The sequence below is a fragment of the Sutcliffiella cohnii genome (assembly GCF_002250055.1).
GTDB classification, from domain to species: domain Bacteria; phylum Bacillota; class Bacilli; order Bacillales; family Bacillaceae_I; genus Sutcliffiella; species Sutcliffiella cohnii.
This window is the reverse complement of sequence record NZ_CP018866.1, coordinates 3,005,560-3,029,333: the sequence shown is the minus strand read 5'-3', so window position 1 is coordinate 3,029,333 and position 23,774 is coordinate 3,005,560. Positions and strand designations below refer to the sequence as shown.

Below are 23,774 nucleotides of genomic sequence, written 5' to 3'. Positions count from 1 at the left end.
TAGAAAGATGGGAATATATTACCTAATATAGAGTACAAAAACAGGACAAAAGTTATAATAAGAATAGGTAGAAATTAATATCTTCTCTTTAATGGTTTTTGCTTGAAATGAAACGTATTAACCTTCATAATCGAATACAAAAGGAGTAACAATGAAACGGAGTTGATGAGGTGAATTGAAAGCTATTGTAGTTTTGCTCAGCATGCTTCTTCTTCTTGGATGCCAAAACTCTCATCAGCATAAAGTTGTAGAACCATCCAAATTGATGGAAAATCGCTATTTTTATAAAGAACCTGGAGAACGCGCTTTTTTTCATCTCGATGAAATTCAAGTGCTAGAAGTGAATTCAACTTATAATTATTCTGTGTTGGAATGGCTTAACGATGAATTGATACTGTATATGGAAGAAACCCCTTTGGAGAATAATATTTATGCTTACAACCTGTTTACAGGGGATATAACAGAATTTTATTCCACCAATAATCCTGTCCTCTCAGTACGAGCAAACAAAAATTACGATTTATTTGCTCTTCATACAGCACCTTCTTCTTACGAAGCAAACGTTATTGTAGTGAATAAATATGGAATCCCAGTCATGGAGTATACTTTTCCTTCGTATGATTTAACGTATGAGTGGAACCCTTTTAATCCAGAGCAGATAATGATTACTTCGTTTCAAGAAGATTGGTCTTTCGAAAACTATATGATGGAAGTAGATAGTGAGAAAGTTCAAAAAGTCTTATTATCAAATCCGTTTGTTCACTGGGTTCATGATCAAAAGGTAGCATTTCTTGAATGGAATACCGAAGAGCCGTCTTTAACAGCGCCACTTTATGCCTTTGATTTACAAACAAACGCTATGCAACTATTAACAGAAGATGTAATTAGCTTTGCAACATTTTCAAACTATTTATTTACAATTTCTAATAACCGATTAGAAGATCATATTGCGGATTACACCTTATATTTATTACCTGATATGAAGGTAAAAAAAACATATACTGCACCAATTCTTTCTATGTATTCCACGTATCTAATTCCTTTTATAGAGTACGTACCTTCCAAAGGAAGTCTTTTTATTTTTCAACCTTATGATGGTGGTAATGTAGATAATTACGCAAACAAGTATCAACTAAAATCAATTTCAATGACAGAAGAGGAAGTTTTGTTTGATGACGTTGAAAATTTACCATTACGGTGTGCGCCATCCGGTGGCTATTGTTTATATGGTTATCAGTATGAGAAAATTATCGATATAAATAATCAACAAATTGTGAACATAATGGAGACGCAATAAAAGAAAGAGAGAACGAGCAGAAAAGAGGTTTTGCAATTGGCAATCGTTGATGTAACGGTCATTCCGATTGGTACGGAAGGGCCAAGTGTTAGTAAGTATGTAGCTACGATACAATCAGTTCTTGAACAATTTAAACAAGAAGGAGTTATTGAATATCAACTAACTCCAATGAATACTATTATTGAAGGCGAACTTTCACAGTTATTAAAGGTAATACAAGCAATCCATGAAGTACCGTTTCAACATGGTATACAAAGAGTAGCAACGAACATACGTATTGATGACAGGCGCGATAAAAAGTCAACAATGGTAAGCAAAATGGAATCCGTGCAAAAACATCGAACCAATTAAGACTGGCAAATTCACGCGAAAATAAATATTTTAAAATTTATCTAAAACCGACAAAAAGCTATTTCTCCTTTATTAGGAAAAATAGCTTTTTTGAGTGTTTAATTTCGCTTACCAGGAGAGATATATTATAATTTTATTTTGCCATTTCCATTGCATTTGTAACACTTTTTTGTGAAAGGGAGTAGTTTTCCTTTTAGTTTTCCTTTTAGTTTTCCCCGTCCATCACAAATGCCGCAAATAGTAATAATGGACATCATTTTTCTCCTTCATGTAGGGCTTTTATAAACAATATGTCCAAATATACTAGTTTTTATAGAAGTGGGATAAAAAAAGAAAAAACACCTCTTGAAAGAGATGTTCTTCAGATAAAACATTTTAGTGAGCTACAGGATATCCTGATTTAAGGATTGTCATAACAGTAAACCATCCGAAAACACCAAGTGTTGCTAATGAGAAGCCAATACCTAGTAAATTCATTTCACGGAAAGTATGAATTGTACTAAATACAGATAGTACTGTTACGAGTGCAAAAAATACAACTAAAAGCATGGTTTTAACCCCCTCTTGTTACGGTCTATTATAGAAGTATCATACCCAATATATGTAATGACATATTACACTCTCATACCATTTTATCTGTTTTATTACAATTTGTCGAGGTCCAAAAATGACACTTCTATGTCATATGCTTTTCCTACTTTTTCAACAAAAGGTCTATATTCTTTGTCGATAAAATAACATTCTTTGACCCCGTGTTCAACTGCAAGTAAACAGTCGTCCATTTGAAGAATTGCCATTGCTATTTCCTCTTCTTTTCCACTTGTAAAGTAAAAGGAGCTAACTATGTCTTTAAAGAGGTAGGAAAAAAAATTTGTTTGAAAACCATAATCAGAAAAAAGCGATGTACATGTTTCATTTTCAAGCAAAATTAATGGATGTGTATCTCCAATATTGCGGCTGTTATGTGGATCTACATCAGAAGCATATAAAGCCGGAAAAACGATAATAAAATCGTCATCATGATCAAAAACGTTAACTGTCTGTTTTAATGACTGTACCGTATTACTAAAAGATTGTACGGAGTTCTGATCCGACAAAACTTCTATCCCATACATTATTTTCATCCAAAATAATCCCTTTCATTCGTCTACGATATATTAATTAGTGTAGAATAGAATGATGAATAGTTCAAAAATTATTGAAAGGTGGAAACTTTACATGCAATGGTTACAAATTCCTTTAGGTCCGTTACAGACGAATGCTTATTTATTAATTAACGATAAAAAAGAATGTATCGTATTTGATCCGGGAAGTGAAGGGGAAGCATTCGTTTCTTATATGGAATCACAAAATTTAAAGCCGCTTGCCATCCTACTTACCCATGCTCATTTTGATCATATTGGCGCTGTAGAGGAAGTGCGTAATAAGTGGAGTATTCCGGTATACATACATGAACTTGAGAATGACTGGCTAGAATCACCTAGTTTAAATAGGTCAGAATTTTTCCAGCAAGGCTCTATTAAAACAAAAAAAGCAGAACATGTTATTACTGAAGAAAAAACGCTTGTTATAGGAGATTTTGCTTTTACACTACTATTTACTCCAGGACATTCTCCTGGAAGTGTGAGCTACTATCATGAACCATCAGGCATTGTATTTGCAGGTGATACATTGTTTGCTGGAAGTATTGGTAGAACAGACTTACCAGGTGGTAATCATGCAACACTATTAGCTAGCATTCACGATAAGTTGTTAACCCTACCTGAAGAGACTGCTGTGTTACCAGGTCATGGACCAGCTACTACAATTGCTTCAGAAATGGACCAAAATCCGTTTTTAAATGGTTTTTAATAGGATGACTGAAATGAAGTCCTATATTAAAAGTATAATGGAACAAGACCCGTCAAAAAAAATAACATATTCAACATTTATCGAGGCAGCTCTCTATCACCCACAACTAGGGTACTATATGAAACCAAAGCAAAAAATAGGGAAAGAAGGAGACTTTTTTACATCAAGTAATGTGCACACCATTTATGGTAAGCTATTTGCAAAATTATTTTTATCCATTTGTGCTACTGAAAAACTCCCACCAGTAATTTGTGAAATCGGTGCAGGTACGGGGAGATTTGCGAATCAAGTGTTAGCAGAAATTAAAAAAGAGTCTCCATCCTTTTATTCTCAGTTATCCTATATCATAGTAGAAACAAGTCCGTATCATCTTAAACTACAGCAACAGCTATTACCTAAAGATGCGAATATAATTTATTATGAAAAAATAGAAGATGTACCACCTTTTGAAGGGATTATTTTTTCAAATGAGTTATTCGATGCATTACCAGTTTCGGTTGTTAAAAAACAAAACGAAACAGTATATGAAATATTTATTACGTTGAATGATGAAGAAAAATTAGTGGAAGTTATGGAGCCTTTACAGAACGACAAAATAGAGAAATATATCGAAGAAATGGGATTAGAGCTCGGGGAAGGTCAGAGGATAGAAATCCCATTAGCTATGGAACCTACTATTCGGTCCCTGTCACAAATATTGCAAAAAGGGATAGTGTTTACAGTAGATTACGGATATACGTTTGAAGAGTGGAAGCGTCCAGAACATCGAGATGGAAGTTTACGTGGATATTATCAACATCAATTAGTAAGTGATCCCCTACAATATGTTGGAGAGATGGACTTAACGACACATATTCATTTAAATGGTCTAGAACACTTTGGAGAGAAATATGGTTTATCACATGTGTTCACGATGAAGCAAGGTGAATTTCTCATTTCCGCAGGTATATTACAATATTTACAAGATAATTATGATCCTAATCCTTTTTCAGAAATAAGTAAACAAAATCGGGCTATTCGCAGTTTAATTATGGATAGCAGTTTAAGTAACTCATTTACAGTTGTAGCTCAGCAGAAAAACATAAGCGCACATTGGAGCAGTTTAATCAATTTATAAAAAAGAAAGCGATGACGAAGGTCACCGCTTTCATTTTTTTGAGGTATTAATGACCTCCTGGAACCATCATAAATGTTGTCCAGTACGTGAATCCTACAAAGAAAACTGTTAAGTATGCACCAAAAATATAAATGTACATACGCTCGGTAAGTTTTAAATAGCTTAGTAAAACAAAGAATACCGTTTGTCCAAAGAATAATAATGCAGTTTGCGGCATATGTCCAAGGTAGAACATAACAGCAAAAATCCCTGTCCAGAACCCTAACACACGGTACATACGATCCATATGTATTCCCTCCTTACACACGTAATCCATTTTATTTAGTATGTCACTTATCTATTATAATGTACAATTTGTTTAAAAGTAAATATAAGATTGAAGTTAGTTTGTGACATTTGTGACAGTTGCTTGATAAATGCATTGCTCACAACCAGTTGGCATTATTTCTAGCTCTTTTAACTCCGTTCCTGGAAACACTTCTTCAAAAATGCCTTGAAGGAAAGATAAATGCATGTTACAGATGGAAGAGTATTCATCACCGCTATGTATAATTTCTTTAAAAGGGCAATTATTAATAGCAAGCTGTACAACATTACTTTCTTCGTTCACATCAAATGAAGGATATAATCCACAGCTTGATGTAATTTCTTTTACTACATTAACTTTTTCATATAAAGAAGAAAAAGTAGTCGTATTATTTTTTATAAAGTAACGTTGGGACAGTTCTTCGCCAAATTTCCTCCCAGTATTATAAAGTGCAACTTTTCCCGCTTCCCCGAGGCTGGCCATAGACTCTATAGCAATTTTAGCGAGTAAGGCATAATCTCTATATGGAAATGTTAGCTCAATCGCATAATTAGATAATTTATATTTCCGACTTGGTCTACCTCCTTTTCCTGATTTGTAGGAAAAAGAGAGAATTAGCTTTATTTCTTCTAATTTCGATAAATGTAGACGTGCAACATTAGGATGGATGGAAAATTGATCGGCTATTTCTTGCACATCGACAGCTTTTTTGTTAGTAATTAAATACTCATAAATTGAATATCTCGTCGGATCCGCTAATACATTTGTAATTTTGAGTACATTTTCCAAGCAACTTCACCCCACTTCTTTGTAATACATTATAATACAGCGAATGTCATTATAGATTAATTTATGGAAAAAGACTAAAAAATGTCACAGAATATGCTCAAAAACCGATGAACAATACAGTAAGAATTTCATGTTATAGTCTATTATTGTTATTACAAGATTTCGTGTTAATAAAAAGTCGTTCATTTATTGAAATAATTTTTGCCATTTTTCCATAATGACTATAATATGATAAAAGAGGAATGAAAAAAGGATGATGTTTATATGGCAAATAAAAAAATAGTTTTTACTGGTGGGGGAACGGCAGGACATGTTACTCCTAATATAGCAATTATGAATCCATTACGTGAAAGTGGTTGGGATATTACATATATTGGTTCAAAGAATGGAATCGAGAAGGAAATAGTTGAAAAAGAAAATGTACCTTTTTATGGTATTTCTAGTGGAAAACTAAGACGTTACTTTGACTGGAAAAACTTTAGCGATCCATTTCGTATCTTAAAAGGGGTTGGAGAGGCATATAGCATATTAAGGAAATTAAGACCAGTTGTAGTTTTTTCAAAAGGCGGATTTGTAACAGTGCCTGTCGTAATGGCAGCTAAATTGTTGAAAATCCCAGTAATTATTCACGAGTCGGATATTACACCTGGACTTGCAAATAAAATTGCAACAAAGTTTGCAACTAGAATTTTTGTTACTTTTGAGGAAACAGCTAAATATTTTCCGCTAGAAAAGGTTTTACACACTGGCTCTCCAATTAGGAAAGAGCTATTCGAAGGGAACAAAGTAGAAGGAAAAGCTATACTAGGCTTACATGAGAATAAACCAATTATAACGATAATGGGTGGCAGTCTAGGAGCGAGAAAAATTAATGAAACAATCCGTGAATCGTTAGACATTTTAACTAATTCTTATCAAATTGTGCATTTGACAGGAAAAGGAAATGTTGATGAAAGTTTAATGCATGTTAGAGGATATAAACAGTTTGAGTATATTTCTTCTGAGTTACCCGATGTCCTTGCAGCTACTGACTTTGTCATTTCAAGAGCGGGTGCGAATTCTATTTTTGAGTTTTTAGCATTACGAATTCCAATGTTGCTCATTCCTCTTTCTAAAAATGCGAGCCGAGGCGATCAAATATTAAATGCGAAATCGTTCCGTAAAAAAGGATATGCACAAGTGCTAATGGAGGAAGAACTTACGAAAGAATCATTGTTATTAAATCTTGATTCGCTAGTGAGCAAAAGCGAAGTTTTTCTTCATGCAATGGAACAAACGAGTACACAAAATACAGTAGACTTAATTGTAGACGAAATAACGTACTATTCGAGATAAACTTGGCATCTAGCCAAGTTTTTTCGAGTGAATAACTTTTACGGATGTTATCCTACACTGATAGTTCTCAAATCATATTCTTCCTCTTAGTGGTTAAACTAAAAAAAGACTAATGTCCAAAAAAAGTTCTTTGTTTTTAACAAAGCGTTTTATTGACATAAGCCTTAAATTTTCAGGAAGAACTCAGCAAGACGGCATGTTTTTACTTCTGCAGTTAATTGTGTTAATTTTATAAGTAGCAAAAGACTTACATATTGGGGGAGCAACGAATGAAATTAAATGCTATTACACTTTGGATTGGTGTTTTCGTATTTGGCGGACTGTTACTACAAACGTTTATTCAATTACAAGGAAAAGGGTGGACAACTCAGTTAGAAGCTCTTATCTTTATAGGGATGGCAACAGTGCTCTATTATTTAATTGCTATTTTGTACCAAAATAAAGCTAAGTCAATCAGTCTAGCATTAATAGGGATAACAGGCATAGTAGGCGTTGTATTTATTTTTCTATCACCAATCTTATTTGCAACACATTAATATCCAGGTGAAAGGGACTATCTTCTTCCATGTAGATAGTCTCTTATTTTGCATTTAAAAAAATGATTGAAAGAAATGAATTGTGCTTTGATTATAGAAAATACTATAATGAAGAGTGGGTTAAAATATATTTAATAGAGGTTCTTAAAAGTGAAACAAAAAAAATACTTTATTCCTATTATTTATTTTATTTTCGGTATCGTTTGGTTATTTTTCACAGATATATATTTACATCAAAGTTTAACTTATGCAGCAATCATATATTTAGATTTAACTAAAGGAGTATTATTTATCTTATTTAGTACTTTTTTAATTTATTTATTACTAAAGAAACATACGGACTTAAAGCAATTAGAAGCAAAACAAAATGAATTAACAACACTTATAAACTCTATGCCGGATTTTGTTTGTTTTAAAGATGGCGAAGGTAGATGGGTCCAAGCGAACGATTTTGGGTTAGAACTTTATAATTTAAAACATGTAAATTATAAAGGAAAAACAGATGCAGAGCTTGCGAAGTATACTCCATTTTTTAAAGAAGCATTAGAATTTTGTGTTGTGACGGATGAAAACGCATGGAAGGAAGGCGTTTTAACGAGGAATGAAGAATCTTTTCCACTCCCCTCCGGAAAAATAAAGACGTTTGATGTAATAAAAGTCCCTCTTTTTTACCCTGATGGAAAGAGACAAGGTTTACTCACATTGGGAAGAGACATATCTGTGCTGAAGGAAGCAGAACAATTACTGTTAACAAAAGAAAAATTATCCGTTGTAGGCGAGCTTTCTGCAGGAATTGCACATGAAATTCGTAACCCACTTACTTCTGTAAAAGGATTTATTCAATTACTACGAGAAACGAAAGATCCTGATCCAAAACATTTCGAGCTTATCATGTCCGAAATCGAAAGAATTAACGAAATAGTTAGTGAACTACTTATCTTATCAAAACCACAACCTAAAGTAATTAAAAAATTCCCACTGAATGATGTGTTGAAATACGTAAATCAATTATTCAGTCATGAAGCGACGCTACATAAAATAAAGATCCATTTGAATATTGATGACTGTCCACACATGGTAGTTGGAGATGAAAATGGATTAAAGCAAGTTTTTATAAATATTGTTAAAAACGCCATGGATGCAATGGACTGCGGCGGAGAAATTGAGATATATTGTGAACGAAGAGTGGAAGATTCGGTAAATATTATCGTCAAAGATAATGGTAAAGGTATGCCGAAAAGTAGATTAGAACGTTTAGGAGAGCCTTTTTTTACTTCTAAAGAAAAAGGAATGGGATTAGGATTAACCATTACAAAAAAGATTATTAACGATTTTAAAGGCGATATTAAATTCGAAAGTGCTGAAGGGGAAGGAACAACGGTAACGGTTACTCTACCAGTTGCAAAAATGGACGAACACATAGGTGATAGATGACCAAGCAATCTAGAACACAATGCATACAATGTATTGTGTGCAACTTCCTTCTCCTTTCGCGTACACGTTAAAGACAGTTCCGTTTATCGGTTCTGTCTTTTTCTTTGTTAGGAGCTTTTGTTTGGATTTATAATAAATTTGCTGAAAATATTTTAAAAAAGTGTGGAAGAAAATTGTGAAATTTTGTAGAATATTAGTGACGAAAGATTACATTTTGATGTTTCTATTAAAAGTATTCAGGTAGTACTCTTTAGTATGAAAAAAGAAGGTGAAAAATTGAATATAGAAACAATTAGTGAAGCATTAATTCTAGAAGCTCTCCAATTAGAGGTGTCCGACATACACATTACACCGTACGAAAAACACGCTACCATCTCATTTCGAATGGATCACTATTTGTACGATCAAAAGAAAATTACTCTACCCTTATATGAACGATTACTTTCTCACTTTAAATTTCAAGCATCAATGGATATTGGAGAGAGAAGAAAACCTCAAAATGGCTCAATGAAACTATTGCTAAAAAAACAGACCGTTCATTTGCGCCTTTCTACATTACCTACGATTTATACGAACGAAAGTTTAGTAATACGACTTCTACCCAACCAATCCGTCTTTCCTTTAAAATACCTATCTCTGTTCCCATCGACCACTACAAAGTTATTAACTTGGATGAAACATTCTCACGGTTTAATTTTATTCACTGGACCAACTGGATGTGGCAAAACAACTACACTATATTCACTTATTGATGCTAGTAAAAAAATGCTAAAGCGAAATATTATTACGTTAGAAGACCCAGTTGAAAGAAGAAGTGACGTCGTTTTACAAGTACAAGTAAATGAAAAAGCGGGAATCACTTATTCGACAGGTTTAAAAGCTATTTTACGCCATGATCCTGATGTCATCATGGTTGGAGAAATCCGTGATGAGGAAACGGCTAGAATTGCCATTCGTGCAGCGTTAACAGGACATTTAGTAATAAGCACACTGCATTCTAAAAATACAAAAGGTGCAATATACAGGCTATTGGAATTTGGTGTACCTTTTCATGAGTTAGAACAAACCCTTATTGCAGTATCAGCCCAGCGACTTGTTGAAATTAAATGTCCATACTGTGAGCAAACTTGTTCACCATACTGCCGAAAATATCGGAAGCATCGCCTTGCTAGTGTATACGAATTATTGTACGGGAAGGAGCTAAAAGAAGTTTTTAAAGAAGTGAAAGGTTCTGCTTCTAGTCCAAAGTTCCACACGATCAGTGATTGTATTCATAAAGGAATAGTTTATGGTTATTTGCACCCATTTGAAATACAAAAGTGGGGGGAGACCGTTGGCTAAAAATACATGGTCACTAAATCAACAAGAGCAGTTTCTTCAAAGAATCGGACAATTATATAGTAATGGTTACACAATTCTAGAAGCGATAGAGCTATTTAGTTTACATGCAAAGCCTGAAATTCAAAGTGATTTAAAATATATAATTGATTGCTTAAAAGGAGGACATTCCTTTCACGCCATTCTTTCTAAGCTTCAATTTCATAGTTTAGTTTTGTCACTATTATTTTTTTCTAAACAACATGGTGATTTAGGTAATAGCTTAAAAACTAGTAGTGAGCTACTAAAAAACCGAAGAATGACGCGTGAAAAAATAATGAAAACAATAAGGTACCCATTTTTTCTTTGTTTCTTTGTTTTTCTTATGCTTTTGTTTGTGAAAATTGTATTAGTGCCACAGTTTGAACAATTATTTTTACAACTTAATATTAATAACAATTTGTTAATAAGCGGAATGCTCCTTCTAGTGACGAACGTACCAACAATTTTTGGATTATTCTTTTGTCTCGTTTTAATTATTTTTATCACATACCCAATTTGGAAGAAAAAACTTTCACCTGAAGAAAAAATACATCTACTATTAAAACTTCCTTTCATTACTACTGTTACGTCCTACTATTACACCCAATTTTTTGCCGACCAATTAAGTCAGTTGCTTCATGCCGGACTAAGCATAAATGAATCGCTTGAAGTGTTTGAACAACAAAGCTATTCTCCTTACTTTCAAAAAATCACGAAACAAATTCACGCGTCACTCGTTGACGGAGAATCACTAGAAGCTGCAATAGCAAGAGAGAAAGTATTCGACGACGGGTTAGCTGTTGTATTAGTACATGGTCAAAAAAACGGGGCATTGTCAAAAGAGCTTCAAGATTATAGCCAACTTCTATTACAGCTATCTCAGCAAAAAATGGAAAAGCTAATTTCAATATTACAGCCGGTGATTTTATCTAGCATTGGTGTTTTTGTGATGCTGTTATACTTATGTATTTTCATACCGATGTTTCAATTATTAGGAGGGATATAATATGAGAAAGATTTTCAAGAATGAACGAGGTTTCACTTTAATTGAAATGTTACTTGTTATGTTAGTTATTACTGTTTTACTTCTTGTTATGATTCCGAACGTTTCCAAAAATTCAACGATGATTGACAGTAAAGGTTGTGATGCCTTTTTAGCGATGGTTCAATCACAAGTAGAAGCGTACAAAATAGATGAAGGAGAATATCCGAAACAATTAACTGATTTAAATACAGAAGAATATTTGAAGGAAAAGTTCGAAGAAAATGGCGAATTAAAATGTCCTGGTGGTCAAAGTATCGAACTAGTTAACAACAAAGCGGTTGTACCTAAGGGGTCACAATGAGAATTTATTTGCGAGGTCAAGACGGGTTTACTTTTTTAGAATCGCTACTCGTTTTGTCCATTGTGACCGTTATAATATCTATATCCATTGTGAAGTTATCACCTGTAAAAGAGCGTCAAATAATGACACATTTTATTCAACAACTTACAGATGATTTATTGTATGCACAACAATATGCGATGAGTTCTAATCAATCAGTTAGAGTAATTTTTTTTCCGTCAGATTATTATTATCGAATTGTAGGAACTAAAACGCCTACAGAACTAGTCAATCGTAAATATGATCCTGCAATTGAGATAAGAAGTTGGACAATCGGAAATACGATAACATTTACTCGAACAGGAACCATTTCTAGTTCAGGTACCTATGCTATTTCTTATAAGGGAAGAGAACGATATTCTTTAGTTTTTCAAATAGGCTTTGGAAGATTTTATGTTCAAAAATTGTAACGGTTTCACACTGGCAGAAACGGTATCTTCCCTTATTATTTGGATAATGATTGCTACCTTTTTATTGCCGAATTTTCTGTTTATTGTATTGGAGAGGAAAAACTTACAACTGGAACAGTCTATAAGGTATACCTTGACGAATGAGCTGGAAAAAAGACGTGCAGGGGAAATGCAATTTGATAATGAGAATTATAGTAGTGGGATGCAAATTGTAGAACGAACAGTAGAAGGAAACAAGGCAGTATGTATAATATACGACGATTATCGTAACGTATCTCGTGAAAGATGTGCTATATATTATGAAGATTAAAAATAATGAATATGGTTTTACTTTAGTTGAATTATTAATTAGTTTTTCCGTTTTGTTAGCAGTTTGTGCTGCTTTACCGCTATTACTAAAATCGTTACACAATTTAACGTTTACGCCAGTTACGATTCATCCGCTTGAATTAGACGTTTTCGTACAGCAAGTAAATAAAGAAATACGGGCTGGTGAGGAATCGTATGTTGTACGAAACGTGTTAACGGTTGTGAACAACGAAGGTGATAAAATTACGTATGAATATTATCAAAATCGCATTAGACGAAGGGTTAACGGGACAGGTCATGTGATTGCTCTCCAAAACGTTTATTCGTTTTTTGTAACGGAAACAAGCAATGGAGCTATTTTACAAATAACAGGATTAAATGGTGAGACGTATGAAATTAATGTTCATAAGTGGACGAAAGGAGCAACAAATGACGGAGCGTGGCTTCATCTTTCCGATCACTATCGCAATGGCTATGATTATGACTGCCTATTTACTTCATCATATTCAATTGTATAATTTAGAGAAAAGATTTTATTTTGAAACTAATCAAGTTCATGATCTAGAAATCATGATAAAATATGTTTGGGATATGCTTGAAGCTCAAATTGTAAACGATGAATACGTGGAATCTGGAATAAAAGATTTTTCAACTGGAGAGGTCGAATTTAATATTTCAGAAAAAGAACCTCTCCTAACGATTGTGCTTCGGGCACGGGCACTTTCTGGTAGAGTAAATGATGTGAAAGTAATATATGATCAAAACGAGAAAAAGGTAATTTCTTGGCAACAACAGTGAGGCTGAGACAAAACTAAAATCATCTTTTAAAAAACGAACTATCGCAGATTTAGCGGAGGAAATATACGTAGACTCCAGCGGGAGGAAAGGCATAGGTGAGAAGATAGCAGTGCGAAGCACGAGGAGGCTCACCAGTACGAAAAGTGCAGGCGGCTCGCTCTGGCCCGACAAGCATAAGACAGACGCTGCAGTTGGGCGCTCTTTGCCCAACGGAAGTGACTGGCTTATGTCTCGAGGGCCAAGCCGCCGTAACTAGACACGCCCGCGGAAAGCGAAGTATATTTCCGTAGCGGATTATCTCTACTTTTCTATTTTGTTCGTTATTTACTTTGATAAAAATAGTTATGTCCCAACCTCCATTTGAAGGAGAGATAAAATGAAGACTATTTATATTACAGGGTTTATGGGTTCGGGCAAAACAACAGTTGGCCAGGCAATTAGTCAACATTTAAACTTACCAGTATTTGATACGGATACATATATTGAAAAAAAGATGAATAAATCAGTAAAAGAAATTTTTCGCGATCAAGGAGAGAGTTTTTTCCGACTGGAAGAATCAAGCGCCTTAAAAGAATTACCGTTAGAAAACGCTATCGTAACCACTGGTGGGGGAATAATTAAAAGCAAAGAAAATAGACAGTGGATGAAACAACATGGCCTCATTGTCTTCTTATATGCAGATATTACAGAAGTAATGAAAAGGCTTGAAGGCGATATAACAAGACCTTTAATTTTAGATAAAAGTATAGAAGAGGTAGAAGCTCTGTTTCAAAGTCGATTACCTTTTTATAAAGATGCCCATTATACAGTAAATACAAATGGTAAAAAAATTGAAGAAATTGTGACAGAAATAGAACGGATGATTAAAAAAGGTACAGAAGGCTAAACTAATACTGCTATTAATATAATGGTGGTGGTATAAGTTGAAAACGAATGATTATGTAAAATATGTAACCCAACAGCTTGTAAGTTATATGGATCAGCCGAAAGATGTACGTAAAGAGCAGAGGATAGTCCGAAAGCAAGAACAAGCTCCACTTTCAAACCAATGGTTAGGGGTCATTCCACTTTCGTTAAAACTTATGTTCAAGAAGAAGGAGAGCTAATGGCAAAAGTAGTACTTTTTACTTGCCAACTTAGAAAAGTATATGCTACTATTCTAATGTAAATAATTCATTGCAAATACTGTTAACGCATTAAATATATACGTGTTACTGATTCGATCAGGCATGAGTAATAAGTTTTTATAGAGATAGGATATCTCTATGCTTATTTACTCATGCCTTTTTTAGTTGCAAAAATGTTTTGTAATAATGTTACATTTAGTATTTGCGAAAGCTTGTTTTCTTTCTACACGATAATGGGAATATATAAATAAGTGGACATATTTTGTAGAAACTATAGGAAACGCCAACAAAATAAATTATTACTAAAGGAGAATGAAAAACATGGCAGAAAAAGTATTTAAAGTAACAGCAGATTCAGGAATTCACGCTAGACCAGCAACTCAATTGGTACAAACAGCTAGTAAGTTTGATGCAGATATCAATTTAGAATATAACGGTAAAAGTGTAAACTTAAAATCCATCATGGGTGTTATGTCTCTAGGAATTCCCCAAGGTTCCGAAATCAAAATTGTGGCAGAAGGTTCTGACGCTACAGAAGCAATTAGTGCATTAGAGGAAACTTTAAAGAGAGAAGGCCTAGGCGAATAATGTCATCTATTATTCAAGGTATTGCTGCTTCCAGTGGTATCGCCATTGCGAAAGCATACCGCTTGGAAGCTCCTGAACTTCACGTTGAAAAGCGTGAAGTAATAGCGATTGAGGAAGAAATTAAACGTTTTGTTCAAGCAGTAGAAATTTCTAAACAAGAGCTTGAGAAAATTAAAGAACATGCACTTAAAGAACTTGGGGAAGATAAGGCCGAAATATTTGCAGCACACTTATTAGTTCTAAGTGACCCAGAATTGATAAACCCAATTAAAGATAAAGTAACAACTGAAAAAGTGAATGCAGAATTCGCATTAGATGAAACGGCAAAAATGTTCATTTCTATGTTTGAATCAATGGATAATGAATATATGAAAGAACGTGCAGCTGACATTCGTGACGTTACAAAACGTGTGCTAGCTCATCTTTTAGGTGTTACGATTTCAAATCCAAGCTTAATTTCAGAAGAAGTAATTGTCATTGCAGAGGATTTAACTCCATCTGATACAGCGCAGTTAAACCGCCAGTTTGTAAAAGGGTTTACTACTGATATTGGGGGACGTACATCACATTCAGCTATAATGGCGAGATCTTTAGAAATTCCAGCTGTTGTTGGTACAAAAAATATTACTTCCACTGTTCAAAATGATACGATGTTAATCGTTGATGGATTAGACGGTGTAGTCATTATTGATCCAACGCCTGAACAAGTAGAAGAGTATAAAGAAAAACAACAAAAATATGAACAACAAAAGCAAGAATGGGCGAAGCTTGTTTCTGAAAAAACAGTTACAGCTGACGGTCATCACGTAGAACTAGCAGCAAACATCGGTACTCCGGAAGATGTAGCTGGTGTATTAAAGAATGGTGGAGAAGCAGTAGGTTTATATCGTACAGAGTTTTTATATATGGGCCGTACAGAACTACCTTCGGAAGAAGAGCAATATACTGCTTACAAAGAAGTACTAGAGCGTATGGAAGGAAAACCAGTCGTTGTTCGTACGTTAGACATCGGTGGGGATAAAGAACTGCCATACTTACATTTACCGAAAGAAATGAATCCATTCTTAGGATATCGTGCTATTCGTTTATGTTTAGAAGAACAAGATATTTTCCGTACACAATTACGTGCATTACTTCGTGCTAGTGTGCATGGGAATCTGAAAATTATGTTCCCGATGATTGCAACAGTGGAAGAATTCCGCCAAGCGAAAGCGATTCTTTTAGAAGAAAAAGAGAAGCTTGTAACTGAAAATGTACAAGTTGCTGAAAGCTTTGAAATTGGAATGATGGTGGAAATTCCTTCCACAGCGGTAATGGCAGATGTGTTTGCGAAAGAAGTAGATTTCTTCAGTATCGGTACAAACGATCTTATTCAATACACAATGGCAGCTGACCGTATGAATGAACGAGTGTCCTATTTATATCAACCATACAACCCTGCAATCCTTCGCTTAATTGATAATGTTATTCAAGCAGCTCATAAAGAAGGTAAATGGGCTGGTATGTGTGGAGAGATGGCTGGAGACTCAATCGCAATTCCAATTTTACTAGGTCTTGGCCTTGATGAATTCAGTATGAGTGCAACAAGCATTTTACCAGCACGTACTCAGTTAAAAGGATTATCTAAAGAAGAAGCAGCACAATTGCGTGAACAAATTCTTTCATTAAGTACCGAAGCTGAAGTAGAGGCACTTGTTAGAGATAAATTTATAAAGTAATTGTTAAAAACTAGCTAAAGGAGTCGAATTCCTTGGCTAGTTTTTTTATTAATAAACGAATTCGTTGCTACCGCAAATAAAATCTTGCTTAACATAAATAAAACAGAAATAAAGCCTCATTGACGCCCAAAATTAACATAAAAAACCTCCGACACTTAATGAACTTTCATCTCCATTCCGTATCAACACAAAACACTATATGTTAAAATATTCTAAAGAAGGGGAGTTGAAATGATGAATGTAGAAAGCTTAAAAAAATATGCTGAATTAGCATTAAAAATAGGTATCAATTTACAACAAGGTCAGCCGTTAGTAGTGCAAGCACCAATTACTGCAGCAACACTCGTAAGAGAAGTGACTAAGCTAGCCTATGAATTTGGCGCAAAATACGTACATATCGACTGGCATGATTCACAAATCACAAAAATTGCATACGAGGGTGCGTCACTAGATTCCTTAAAAGAAGTTAGAATGTGGAAAGTAAAAGGTATGGAGGAAATGGCAGAAGAGGGTGCAGCATTTTTACGGATAGTCGTTTCGGATCCAGACTTATTAAAAGAAGTAGCCCCTGAAAAAGTATCTACTGCCAATATCGCTGAAGCAACAGCTTTAAAGAAATATCGTTCTTATATACAAACAGGTAAAGTTAGTTGGTCCATTATTTCTGTGCCATCAGAAGCGTGGGCGAGTAAATTATATCCCGATCTCCCAAAAGAAGAAGCATTGAATACGTTATGGGATCACATATTTGCTGTAACAAGGCTCAATGAGCTGGACCCCGTTGCTGCATGGGAAAGTCATCTGCAATCATTACAAGAGAAACTAACCTATTTAAATAATAAGAAATATGAAGCACTTCACTATGAAGGGCCAGGTACTGAACTAAAGATTGAACTACCAACAGAGCAAGTATGGTTAGGTGGGGGAATACATAATGAAAGAGGTACTTACTTTGTCCCCAATCTACCAACTGAAGAAGTCTTTACAGCACCTGTAAAAACAGGAGTAGATGGAACAGTTACTTCTACGAAGCCTTTAAACTTAAACGGAAAATTAGTTAATAATTTCACACTAACTTTTAAAGAAGGACGAGTTATTGACTACAGTGCTGAGGTTGGTCAAGATGTGCTTCAAAAACTATTAGAAACAGATGAGGGAGCAATGTATTTAGGTGAAGTTGCCTTAGTGCCAAACAGCTCCCCAATTTCAAAGTTAAATGTTATTTTTTACAATACGTTATTTGATGAAAACGCATCTTCCCATTTAGCATTAGGTTCTGCATATCCGATTTGTATTAATGGTGGAGGAGCAATGACAAAGAACCAGTTAGAGGAGAACGGAATTAATACAAGTGTCGTTCACATTGATTTTATGATCGGTTCTAGCGAGTTGACCATTTATGGTATTGCTCAGGACGGTAAAAAGGAATTGCTTATGGAAAAGGGAGAATGGGCTATTTAATGATTTAATCTGAGGGTAAGTTTATAAAAGGAATATAGAAGAAGCGTTCTTCATTGATCGCTTCTATTTTATTTTTTGGCAAATAGAGAATATACGTTCCCTTTCCTCGGAAGATTCGATATAATGAAATTATTCAATATATTAGGAGGAGAAAATATGAGTAAAACTTTTCAACAATTTGCAGAAACACTAAACGCTGTACAAATGTTAAGTAATAAAGATGAGAGCATATTGTTAGAGCCTATCGGAGAAGGAAAATGGTCCCAAAAGGAAATTATTGCTCATTTATACTACTGGGATAAATTTAATTTAGAAGTAATGGTTCCGAAAATGAGTGATGGAGCGAACTTACCGCAGTTTCCTGATCACGATGAATATAATAAATTAGCAATTGATACACTTGAGAAATACACCGTACATACTATTATTCAATACTTTGTGGAAACAAGGAACGAACTGTTACAAAAAATAAAGAACGTACCTAGCGATATTAAATTCACAATTGGAAAAGGCAAACGCCAATACTCAGCTGAAAGCTTTATAAAAATGTTTTTAAAGCATGACGCTCATCATATCGAACAAATAAACGGGAAGCTAAAATAATGGAGTTTACCATTAACAAAGATTATTTTTTTCAAGCAGTCTCTCATGTTAGTAAAGCGATCGAGTCTACAAAAACAGATTCTATTTTAGCAGGGATAAAAATTACAGCGGGAGCAGATCGAATAACAATAGTTGGTTGTAATTCCACTTTTTCAATAAAAAAGCAAATTCCAACTAAGTTTAATGGTACAGAGCAGTTACAAATATATCGTGCGGGTACCGTTGTTATTCCGGCAAAACACTTACTAGAGTTATTAAAAAAGCTTCCTGATGAAATAACAATGAAAATGCAAAAAGATTTTCTAGTAACATTGAATGCAACAGGTATTTCCATAAACATTAAAGGGTTAAATCCTGAACAATATCCAGCCCTATTAGAAATAAATGAAAATAGTAAAATAAGCATAACTATAACTAGTAGTAAACTTATTGAAATTTTAAAATCTACAATGTATGCGGCATCTAACACCATTACTAAACCTGTACTAACAGGAATTATGTTTTCCTTCCAACAAGATCAACTCACATGTACCGCCACAAATTCCCATCGATTAGCATATAGAAGGATGGCTATTAACTCGAACGTAAATACATGCTGCATAGTTCCAAAATCTGCACTTAATGAACTGTTAAAATTATTAAGTCATGATGAATTACAAGTAAATATTACGATAACCGATCATGAAATACTTTTCTCTACTTCTACCTTTCATTTTCACACTAGAATAATAGATGGAAAATATCCAGATGTTACAAGCCTATTATTGGGTGATGCTAAAACAATCGTTACTATACATCGAAAACAACTCCTTCAAGGAATAGAAAGAGCGAATTTTTTTGCAAAGAATTCGAGAAATAACAATATCCATTTCGAGCTATTACCGGACTTTACGCTAAAAATAAGCTCTAAATCTACAGAAATTGGGGATATAAAGGAAATTCAGTCGATAACATCACTTCAGGGAGAAAACGATGTAAATATAACGTTAGATGGACAATTATTGATAGATGTTTTAAAGGTTATGAAAGAAGACGAAATTAGTATTCGTTTCAATGGATCTTTAAAGCCTGTTTTGATACAACCAGTAGATGAAACATATCATAAACACCTAATCTCTCCAGTAAGAACAAAGTAAATTTAAAAGTAAAGTGGCATAGAAGTAATGAGCATGCTATGATGATATATAATTTGTTTACATTAGGAGAGTCATAGAAATGTTACGTATAAAAGGCATATTGATGATCATTTCGGGAGCTACTTTGTGGGGAGCAACTGGGCCGTTAATTGAATATATTTTACAAAATACTAATCTATCAGTCCCATTCTTACTAACGTTACGTTTAACAATTGCGGGCATAGTGCTATTATCACTGCTATGTATAAAAAAAGCAGATGTTTTTTCAATTTGGAAACAACCAAGTTCTAGAAATCAGCTCGTCTTATTCAGTGTTTTCGGGATGCTAGGAATTCAGTATACGTTTGTAGCAGCGATCGAGGAAAGTAACGCGGTTGTGGCAACATTATTGCAGTTTTCTGCACCAATTTTTGTAGTACTGTACGTATCTTTGTTACATAAAAAGTTACCACCAGGCTATCAAGTAATTGGAATTATTGGGACGTTAATCGGCTTGTTTCTTTTAATGACAAATGGAAACTTTTCTAACCTTCTAGTTAGTAATAAAGCTTTATTATGGGGGTTAGCGTTAGGTATTACGTTTGCTTTCTATACGTTATATCCTGCACGTTTGATGAAAGAGTGGGGTGTATTAATAGTTGTTGGCTGGGCAATGTTATGTGGTGGAATTGTGCTAGGAGTTATAAATAGAGTTTGGAGTTCCAATGAATGGTCTATCATTGTTGAACCACTAGTTCTTTCCAAGTTAGTAATATTAATCATTTTCGGTACTATGGCATTTGTGTTATTTTTGAGTAGTTTAAAATATATAAGTGCAGTTGAGACAAGTATATTATCAAGTGTGGAGCCTTTGACCGCGATGATGATCTCGGCTCTTTGGTTTGGGATGATGTTGCAGACTGTGCAATTATACGGGGTACTTCTGATGATTATTTTTGTTTCGTGGTTATCAGTCGGTGGAATTCTTAAAAAGAGTAAAAGTCATCAAACAGGAGTGGCTAAAAACTCTTCGGGATAAGGAGCCAAGGAAACTTAGCTCCTTGCTTCTAGACTATAATTGAAATAGTCTTTGCATATCTTCTCTTTCGTGTCGAATATAAAAAAAATCGTTTTTTGTTTCGTCATAAACGTAATCTTTCATCCACTCTTCTTTATTTTGTATAATAGATTTCAATGCGTTTATAAAGCTTAGTACTTCACTATTTGTCATTGTTGGATGCATGGAAAACCGTACCCAACCGGGTTTACTAGATAAATCGCCTGTATCTATTTTATTTGTAATCTGTTTAGATTCGTTCTCTGTAATTTGAAATAAATAATGCCCATAAGTGCCTGCACAGGAGCATCCACCACGAACTTGGTAACCAAAACGATCATTTAATAGTTTTACAACTAGATTGTAGTGCATGTCGTTAACATGCAAAGAAATAATTCCCAATCTGTTAGTTTGTTCTTTTTCAAAAACATATACATCTGGAATGTTTTTTAATTTCGATAAGGCTAATTTCACTAATTCTTTTTCGCGTTTTTTTATTTTTTCTATTCCCATTTGCTCTTTCAACTTTATACATAATGCAATTCTAATACCTTGTAAAATTCCTGGTGTCCCACCATCCTCACGATATTCAATTTTTTCTATATACTGGTGTTCTCCCCAAGGATTCGTCCAAGTAACAGTACCGCCCCCTGGATGATCAGGAATTTGGTTCTTATATAATCTAGAATCAAAAATTAATACACCACTCGTACCAGGTCCACCTAAAAATTTATGCGGTGAAAAGAAGATACCATCCAATTTTTTAAGTGGATCTTCTGGGTGCATATTTATCTCTACATAGGGGGCAGAAGCGGCAAAATCTATAAAACATATGCCGCCATGTTTGTGCATGATTTTAGCCATTTCGTGATAGGGAGTAATGATACCTGTTACATTAGAACATGCAGCAAACGAACCAATTTTATGTTTTCGATGACGATATTTTTTTAGAAGCTCTTCTAAGTGCGAAAGATCAACATTTCCATCCTTTTGGGGCCGGATAATTTCCACATCTGCTATCGTTTCTTCCCACGTTATTTGGTTGGAATGGTGCTCAAAATGTGTAATAAAGACAACAGGTCTTTCATCTGAAGGTAAAGAAGTTTTGTTGTTCCATTGTTCAGGCAATCTCCAGCCAAATATTCTTTGAAGTTTATTAATAACTGCAGTCATACCAAATCCATCGAAAATTATTACGTCATGTTCATCTGCATGAACATGCTCCTTTATAATACGTTTCGCCTCTTTATATGCAACAGTCATGAAAGAGCCAGTTGTATTGGACTCTGTATGTGTATTGGCCATGAATGGACCAAATTGTTCTGTTATTTTTTTCTCAATAGGTTTATATAAGCGGCTGCTAGCTGTCCAATCTGCGTAAATAATCTTCTGTCTGCCATAAGGCGTTTCGTAGCTATAATTTAACCCGATTATATGTTGACGAAATGGATGAAAATATTGCTCAAGTTCTGTTTCCAATTCATAATGATTATTACCTACTCTAACAGAGATCATGATAAACCACCATTCATATCAAAGTTGCTTCTCTAATATATGTAGTCAAATCTGTAAGTGATAGTAAAAATAATTGGAAAAAATGGTTTTAAACTACTTTAGTTTCTTTTTAAAATGCTTAAATATTCTATCCACGGTCCAACATCGTTACTATATCTATTTGCTAACACTCGAACGATTTGGGCGATATGAGTGAGATCATGTACAACCCATGTTGAAATTAATTCACGTACTTTTACTACACCAAAAGCTGGATGATATCCAGTTCTTTCAAGATGATCTTCTGATTCGATGAGTTGAAGTAGTTTCTCGATATTTTTTGCCCGTATTTCTTTAAAGTGTTCAACTAGCTCTGTTATGGAACTTGATTTATTAATACTTAGATGGGAATAACGATCGAAGGCGGGGAAGGGGTTACTCTCACCTTCCTGCAATATAAATTCTAATCTAGTGATCCAATTATGCTTCTCAGCTTCAATAAGGTGAAGAATTACTTCTGTTACATTCCATGTCGCATCTCCTTCGTTACATTGTAGCCAATTGCTTGATAATCCTGTTAAAAAGGCTTCTAGTGACTTTGGTGTTCTTTCCAAAATTTCAACTGCCTCTTTTAGTGCAAAATTCATTAAAAAACCTCCATTTCTTCTAGTAATAGCTTATATATATGATAGCATCAAATAATTTCTACTGATATGACGTAAAAAAGAACAAACCGTTTAATTTAATAACAGAGAGGTGATTAAAAAACACTATCCAATATTATTAGATAGTGCTTAATTAAGGTCGAATAGAAACTAATGTACCAATCGGAACGATGCTTGCTAACTCCTCCACGTCCCGATTATACATACGAATACATCCTCTAGATACTGCTTTTCCAATCGAACTTGGGTCATTAGTGCCGTGAATACCGTAATGTTGCTTCGATAAACTCATCCACATTGTCCCAAAAGGACCACCAGGGTTTGGTGCCTTATTAATAATGATAAAATCACCAACTGGAGTTCCATACAAAATTCTACCAACAGCAATGGGATACTGCTTTTGAAGAGAACCATTTCTCAATAAACGTAAATGCCGATTATTAATGGAGACTTCTATTCGATATGGGATTGTATTAGGTGATGGAAAGCCTGGAATAACAATGGATTGACCTGGATAGATCATATTTGGATTTATGCCAGGATTGGCACTGATAATAGTAGCTAAGGGCTTCCGATAGTCGATAGCGATTTGATTTAACGTTTCACCAACTTTTACCGTATGAATCAGTGAAACCACCTCCAAATATTTATTGGTTTTTAACATACTA

29 protein-coding genes are annotated in these 23,774 nt (G+C 34.4%); 22 read left to right on the top strand and 7 right to left on the bottom strand.

The window, feature by feature from the left end:
* Nucleotides 1–175 precede the first annotated feature (175 nt).
* Nucleotides 176–1,297, top strand: a complete 1,122-nt coding sequence (locus BC6307_RS15220; protein WP_066419824.1) for a YqgU-like beta propeller domain-containing protein — start codon at nt 176–178, stop codon at nt 1,295–1,297.
* Nucleotides 1,298–1,333: 36 nt separating this feature from the next.
* Nucleotides 1,334–1,648, top strand: a complete 315-nt coding sequence (locus tag BC6307_RS15215; RefSeq protein WP_066419823.1) for an MTH1187 family thiamine-binding protein — start codon at nt 1,334–1,336, stop codon at nt 1,646–1,648.
* Nucleotides 1,649–2,023: 375 nt separating this feature from the next.
* On the opposite strand, the gene BC6307_RS15210 is transcribed toward BC6307_RS15215, so the two are convergent.
* Together BC6307_RS15210 and BC6307_RS15205 are read right to left on the bottom strand one after the other, a co-directional pair.
* Entirely contained in the window at nt 2,024–2,197 is a 174-nt protein-coding gene (locus tag BC6307_RS15210) for a DUF2759 domain-containing protein (RefSeq protein WP_084380651.1), read from the bottom strand.
* Between the two features lie 95 nt (nt 2,198–2,292).
* On the bottom strand, nt 2,293–2,772 hold the full coding sequence (locus tag BC6307_RS15205; RefSeq protein WP_066419822.1) for a hypothetical protein: 480 nt from the start codon (nt 2,770–2,772) through the stop codon (nt 2,293–2,295).
* 94 nt (nt 2,773–2,866) lie between these two features.
* On the opposite strand from BC6307_RS15205, the gene BC6307_RS15200 reads away from it, so the two are divergent.
* Together BC6307_RS15200 and BC6307_RS15195 are read left to right on the top strand one after the other, a co-directional pair.
* On the top strand, nt 2,867–3,499 hold the full coding sequence (locus BC6307_RS15200; RefSeq protein ID WP_066419821.1) for an MBL fold metallo-hydrolase: 633 nt from the start codon (nt 2,867–2,869) through the stop codon (nt 3,497–3,499).
* A gap of 13 nt (nt 3,500–3,512) precedes the next feature.
* Nucleotides 3,513–4,616: a class I SAM-dependent methyltransferase gene (locus BC6307_RS15195; protein ID WP_066419819.1), complete on the top strand. Its 1,104-nt coding sequence runs from the start codon at nt 3,513–3,515 to the stop codon at nt 4,614–4,616.
* Nucleotides 4,617–4,662: 46 nt separating this feature from the next.
* Here the strand turns inward: BC6307_RS15195 and BC6307_RS15190 are convergent, their stop codons facing one another.
* Together BC6307_RS15190 and BC6307_RS15185 are read right to left on the bottom strand one after the other, a co-directional pair.
* Nucleotides 4,663–4,902 (bottom strand): DUF2626 domain-containing protein, encoded by a 240-nt coding sequence (locus BC6307_RS15190; RefSeq protein ID WP_066419817.1) that lies wholly within the window; start codon nt 4,900–4,902, stop codon nt 4,663–4,665.
* A 96-nt stretch (nt 4,903–4,998) separates the two neighbouring features.
* Nucleotides 4,999–5,712, bottom strand: coding sequence for a helix-turn-helix transcriptional regulator (locus BC6307_RS15185; RefSeq protein ID WP_066419815.1), 714 nt, complete (start codon nt 5,710–5,712; stop codon nt 4,999–5,001).
* 264 nt (nt 5,713–5,976) lie between these two features.
* Here BC6307_RS15185 and BC6307_RS15180 point away from each other — a divergent pair, with 264 nt between their 5' ends.
* The 18 genes from BC6307_RS15180 to BC6307_RS15095 all read left to right on the top strand — a co-directional run bounded on the left by BC6307_RS15180 (nt 5,977) and on the right by BC6307_RS15095 (nt 20,929).
* A complete protein-coding gene (locus tag BC6307_RS15180) occupies nt 5,977–7,047 on the top strand; it encodes an undecaprenyldiphospho-muramoylpentapeptide beta-N-acetylglucosaminyltransferase (protein ID WP_066419813.1) in 1,071 nt (356 codons plus the stop codon).
* 269 nt (nt 7,048–7,316) lie between these two features.
* Nucleotides 7,317–7,583, top strand: coding sequence for a hypothetical protein (locus BC6307_RS15175; protein ID WP_066419810.1), 267 nt, complete (start codon nt 7,317–7,319; stop codon nt 7,581–7,583).
* Nucleotides 7,584–7,733: 150 nt separating this feature from the next.
* On the top strand, nt 7,734–9,017 hold the full coding sequence (locus BC6307_RS15170) for an ATP-binding protein (protein WP_066419809.1): 1,284 nt from the start codon (nt 7,734–7,736) through the stop codon (nt 9,015–9,017).
* A gap of 276 nt (nt 9,018–9,293) precedes the next feature.
* Nucleotides 9,294–10,358: a competence type IV pilus ATPase ComGA gene (gene comGA / locus BC6307_RS15165; RefSeq protein WP_235858242.1), complete on the top strand. Its 1,065-nt coding sequence runs from the start codon at nt 9,294–9,296 to the stop codon at nt 10,356–10,358.
* Nucleotides 10,351–11,382: a competence type IV pilus assembly protein ComGB gene (gene comGB, locus BC6307_RS15160; protein WP_066419805.1), complete on the top strand. Its 1,032-nt coding sequence runs from the start codon at nt 10,351–10,353 to the stop codon at nt 11,380–11,382. Before comGA ends, comGB begins: the two co-directional genes overlap by 8 nt.
* A gap of 1 nt (nt 11,383) precedes the next feature.
* Nucleotides 11,384–11,722 (top strand): competence type IV pilus major pilin ComGC, encoded by a 339-nt coding sequence (comGC, locus tag BC6307_RS15155; RefSeq protein WP_066419803.1) that lies wholly within the window; start codon nt 11,384–11,386, stop codon nt 11,720–11,722.
* Nucleotides 11,719–12,171 (top strand): competence type IV pilus minor pilin ComGD, encoded by a 453-nt coding sequence (gene comGD, locus BC6307_RS15150; RefSeq protein ID WP_066419802.1) that lies wholly within the window; start codon nt 11,719–11,721, stop codon nt 12,169–12,171. Before comGC ends, comGD begins: the two co-directional genes overlap by 4 nt.
* The gene (locus BC6307_RS15145) at nt 12,155–12,481 is read left to right on the top strand and encodes a type II secretion system protein (RefSeq protein WP_066419800.1); all 327 of its coding nucleotides are present in this window, start codon (nt 12,155–12,157) and stop codon (nt 12,479–12,481) included. Before comGD ends, BC6307_RS15145 begins: the two co-directional genes overlap by 17 nt.
* Nucleotides 12,471–12,998 carry a competence type IV pilus minor pilin ComGF gene (gene comGF / locus BC6307_RS15140; RefSeq protein WP_066419798.1) on the top strand — a complete coding sequence of 176 codons (528 nt, stop codon included), beginning with the start codon at nt 12,471–12,473 and terminating at the stop codon, nt 12,996–12,998. The genes BC6307_RS15145 and comGF overlap by 11 nt, the downstream gene beginning before the upstream one ends.
* Nucleotides 12,961–13,278, top strand: a complete 318-nt coding sequence (gene comGG / locus BC6307_RS15135) for a competence type IV pilus minor pilin ComGG (protein WP_169714889.1) — start codon at nt 12,961–12,963, stop codon at nt 13,276–13,278. Before comGF ends, comGG begins: the two co-directional genes overlap by 38 nt.
* 376 nt (nt 13,279–13,654) lie before the next feature.
* On the top strand, nt 13,655–14,164 hold the full coding sequence (locus BC6307_RS15130; protein WP_066416396.1) for a shikimate kinase: 510 nt from the start codon (nt 13,655–13,657) through the stop codon (nt 14,162–14,164).
* Between the two features lie 37 nt (nt 14,165–14,201).
* Complete coding sequence (locus tag BC6307_RS15125; RefSeq protein WP_066416398.1) at nt 14,202–14,384, top strand: YqzE family protein; 183 nt, start codon at nt 14,202–14,204, stop codon at nt 14,382–14,384.
* 342 nt (nt 14,385–14,726) lie between these two features.
* Nucleotides 14,727–14,993, top strand: coding sequence for a phosphocarrier protein HPr (locus BC6307_RS15120; protein WP_066416399.1), 267 nt, complete (start codon nt 14,727–14,729; stop codon nt 14,991–14,993).
* The gene (gene ptsP, locus BC6307_RS15115; protein WP_066416400.1) at nt 14,993–16,711 is read left to right on the top strand and encodes a phosphoenolpyruvate--protein phosphotransferase; all 1,719 of its coding nucleotides are present in this window, start codon (nt 14,993–14,995) and stop codon (nt 16,709–16,711) included. Before BC6307_RS15120 ends, ptsP begins: the two co-directional genes overlap by 1 nt.
* Nucleotides 16,712–16,942: 231 nt before the next feature.
* A complete protein-coding gene (locus BC6307_RS15110) occupies nt 16,943–18,172 on the top strand; it encodes an aminopeptidase (RefSeq protein ID WP_094366143.1) in 1,230 nt (409 codons plus the stop codon).
* Nucleotides 18,173–18,328: 156 nt separating this feature from the next.
* Complete coding sequence (locus BC6307_RS15105) at nt 18,329–18,775, top strand: DinB family protein (RefSeq protein ID WP_066416407.1); 447 nt, start codon at nt 18,329–18,331, stop codon at nt 18,773–18,775.
* Nucleotides 18,775–19,911 (top strand): DNA polymerase III subunit beta, encoded by a 1,137-nt coding sequence (gene dnaN / locus BC6307_RS15100; protein WP_066416409.1) that lies wholly within the window; start codon nt 18,775–18,777, stop codon nt 19,909–19,911. Before BC6307_RS15105 ends, dnaN begins: the two co-directional genes overlap by 1 nt.
* A gap of 79 nt (nt 19,912–19,990) precedes the next feature.
* A complete protein-coding gene (locus tag BC6307_RS15095) occupies nt 19,991–20,929 on the top strand; it encodes a DMT family transporter (protein ID WP_066416417.1) in 939 nt (312 codons plus the stop codon).
* Between the two features lie 33 nt (nt 20,930–20,962).
* Here BC6307_RS15095 and BC6307_RS15090 read toward each other — a convergent pair whose 3' ends face one another.
* The 3 genes from BC6307_RS15090 to BC6307_RS15080 form a co-directional block, all read right to left on the bottom strand.
* The gene (locus tag BC6307_RS15090; RefSeq protein WP_066416428.1) at nt 20,963–22,462 is read right to left on the bottom strand and encodes an aminotransferase class V-fold PLP-dependent enzyme; all 1,500 of its coding nucleotides are present in this window, start codon (nt 22,460–22,462) and stop codon (nt 20,963–20,965) included.
* 98 nt (nt 22,463–22,560) lie between these two features.
* Nucleotides 22,561–23,088, bottom strand: a complete 528-nt coding sequence (locus BC6307_RS15085) for a DinB family protein (protein WP_066416435.1) — start codon at nt 23,086–23,088, stop codon at nt 22,561–22,563.
* A 151-nt stretch (nt 23,089–23,239) separates the two neighbouring features.
* The gene (locus BC6307_RS15080; protein ID WP_066416500.1) at nt 23,240–23,734 is read right to left on the bottom strand and encodes a L,D-transpeptidase family protein; all 495 of its coding nucleotides are present in this window, start codon (nt 23,732–23,734) and stop codon (nt 23,240–23,242) included.
* Nucleotides 23,735–23,774: the final 40 nt, after the last annotated feature.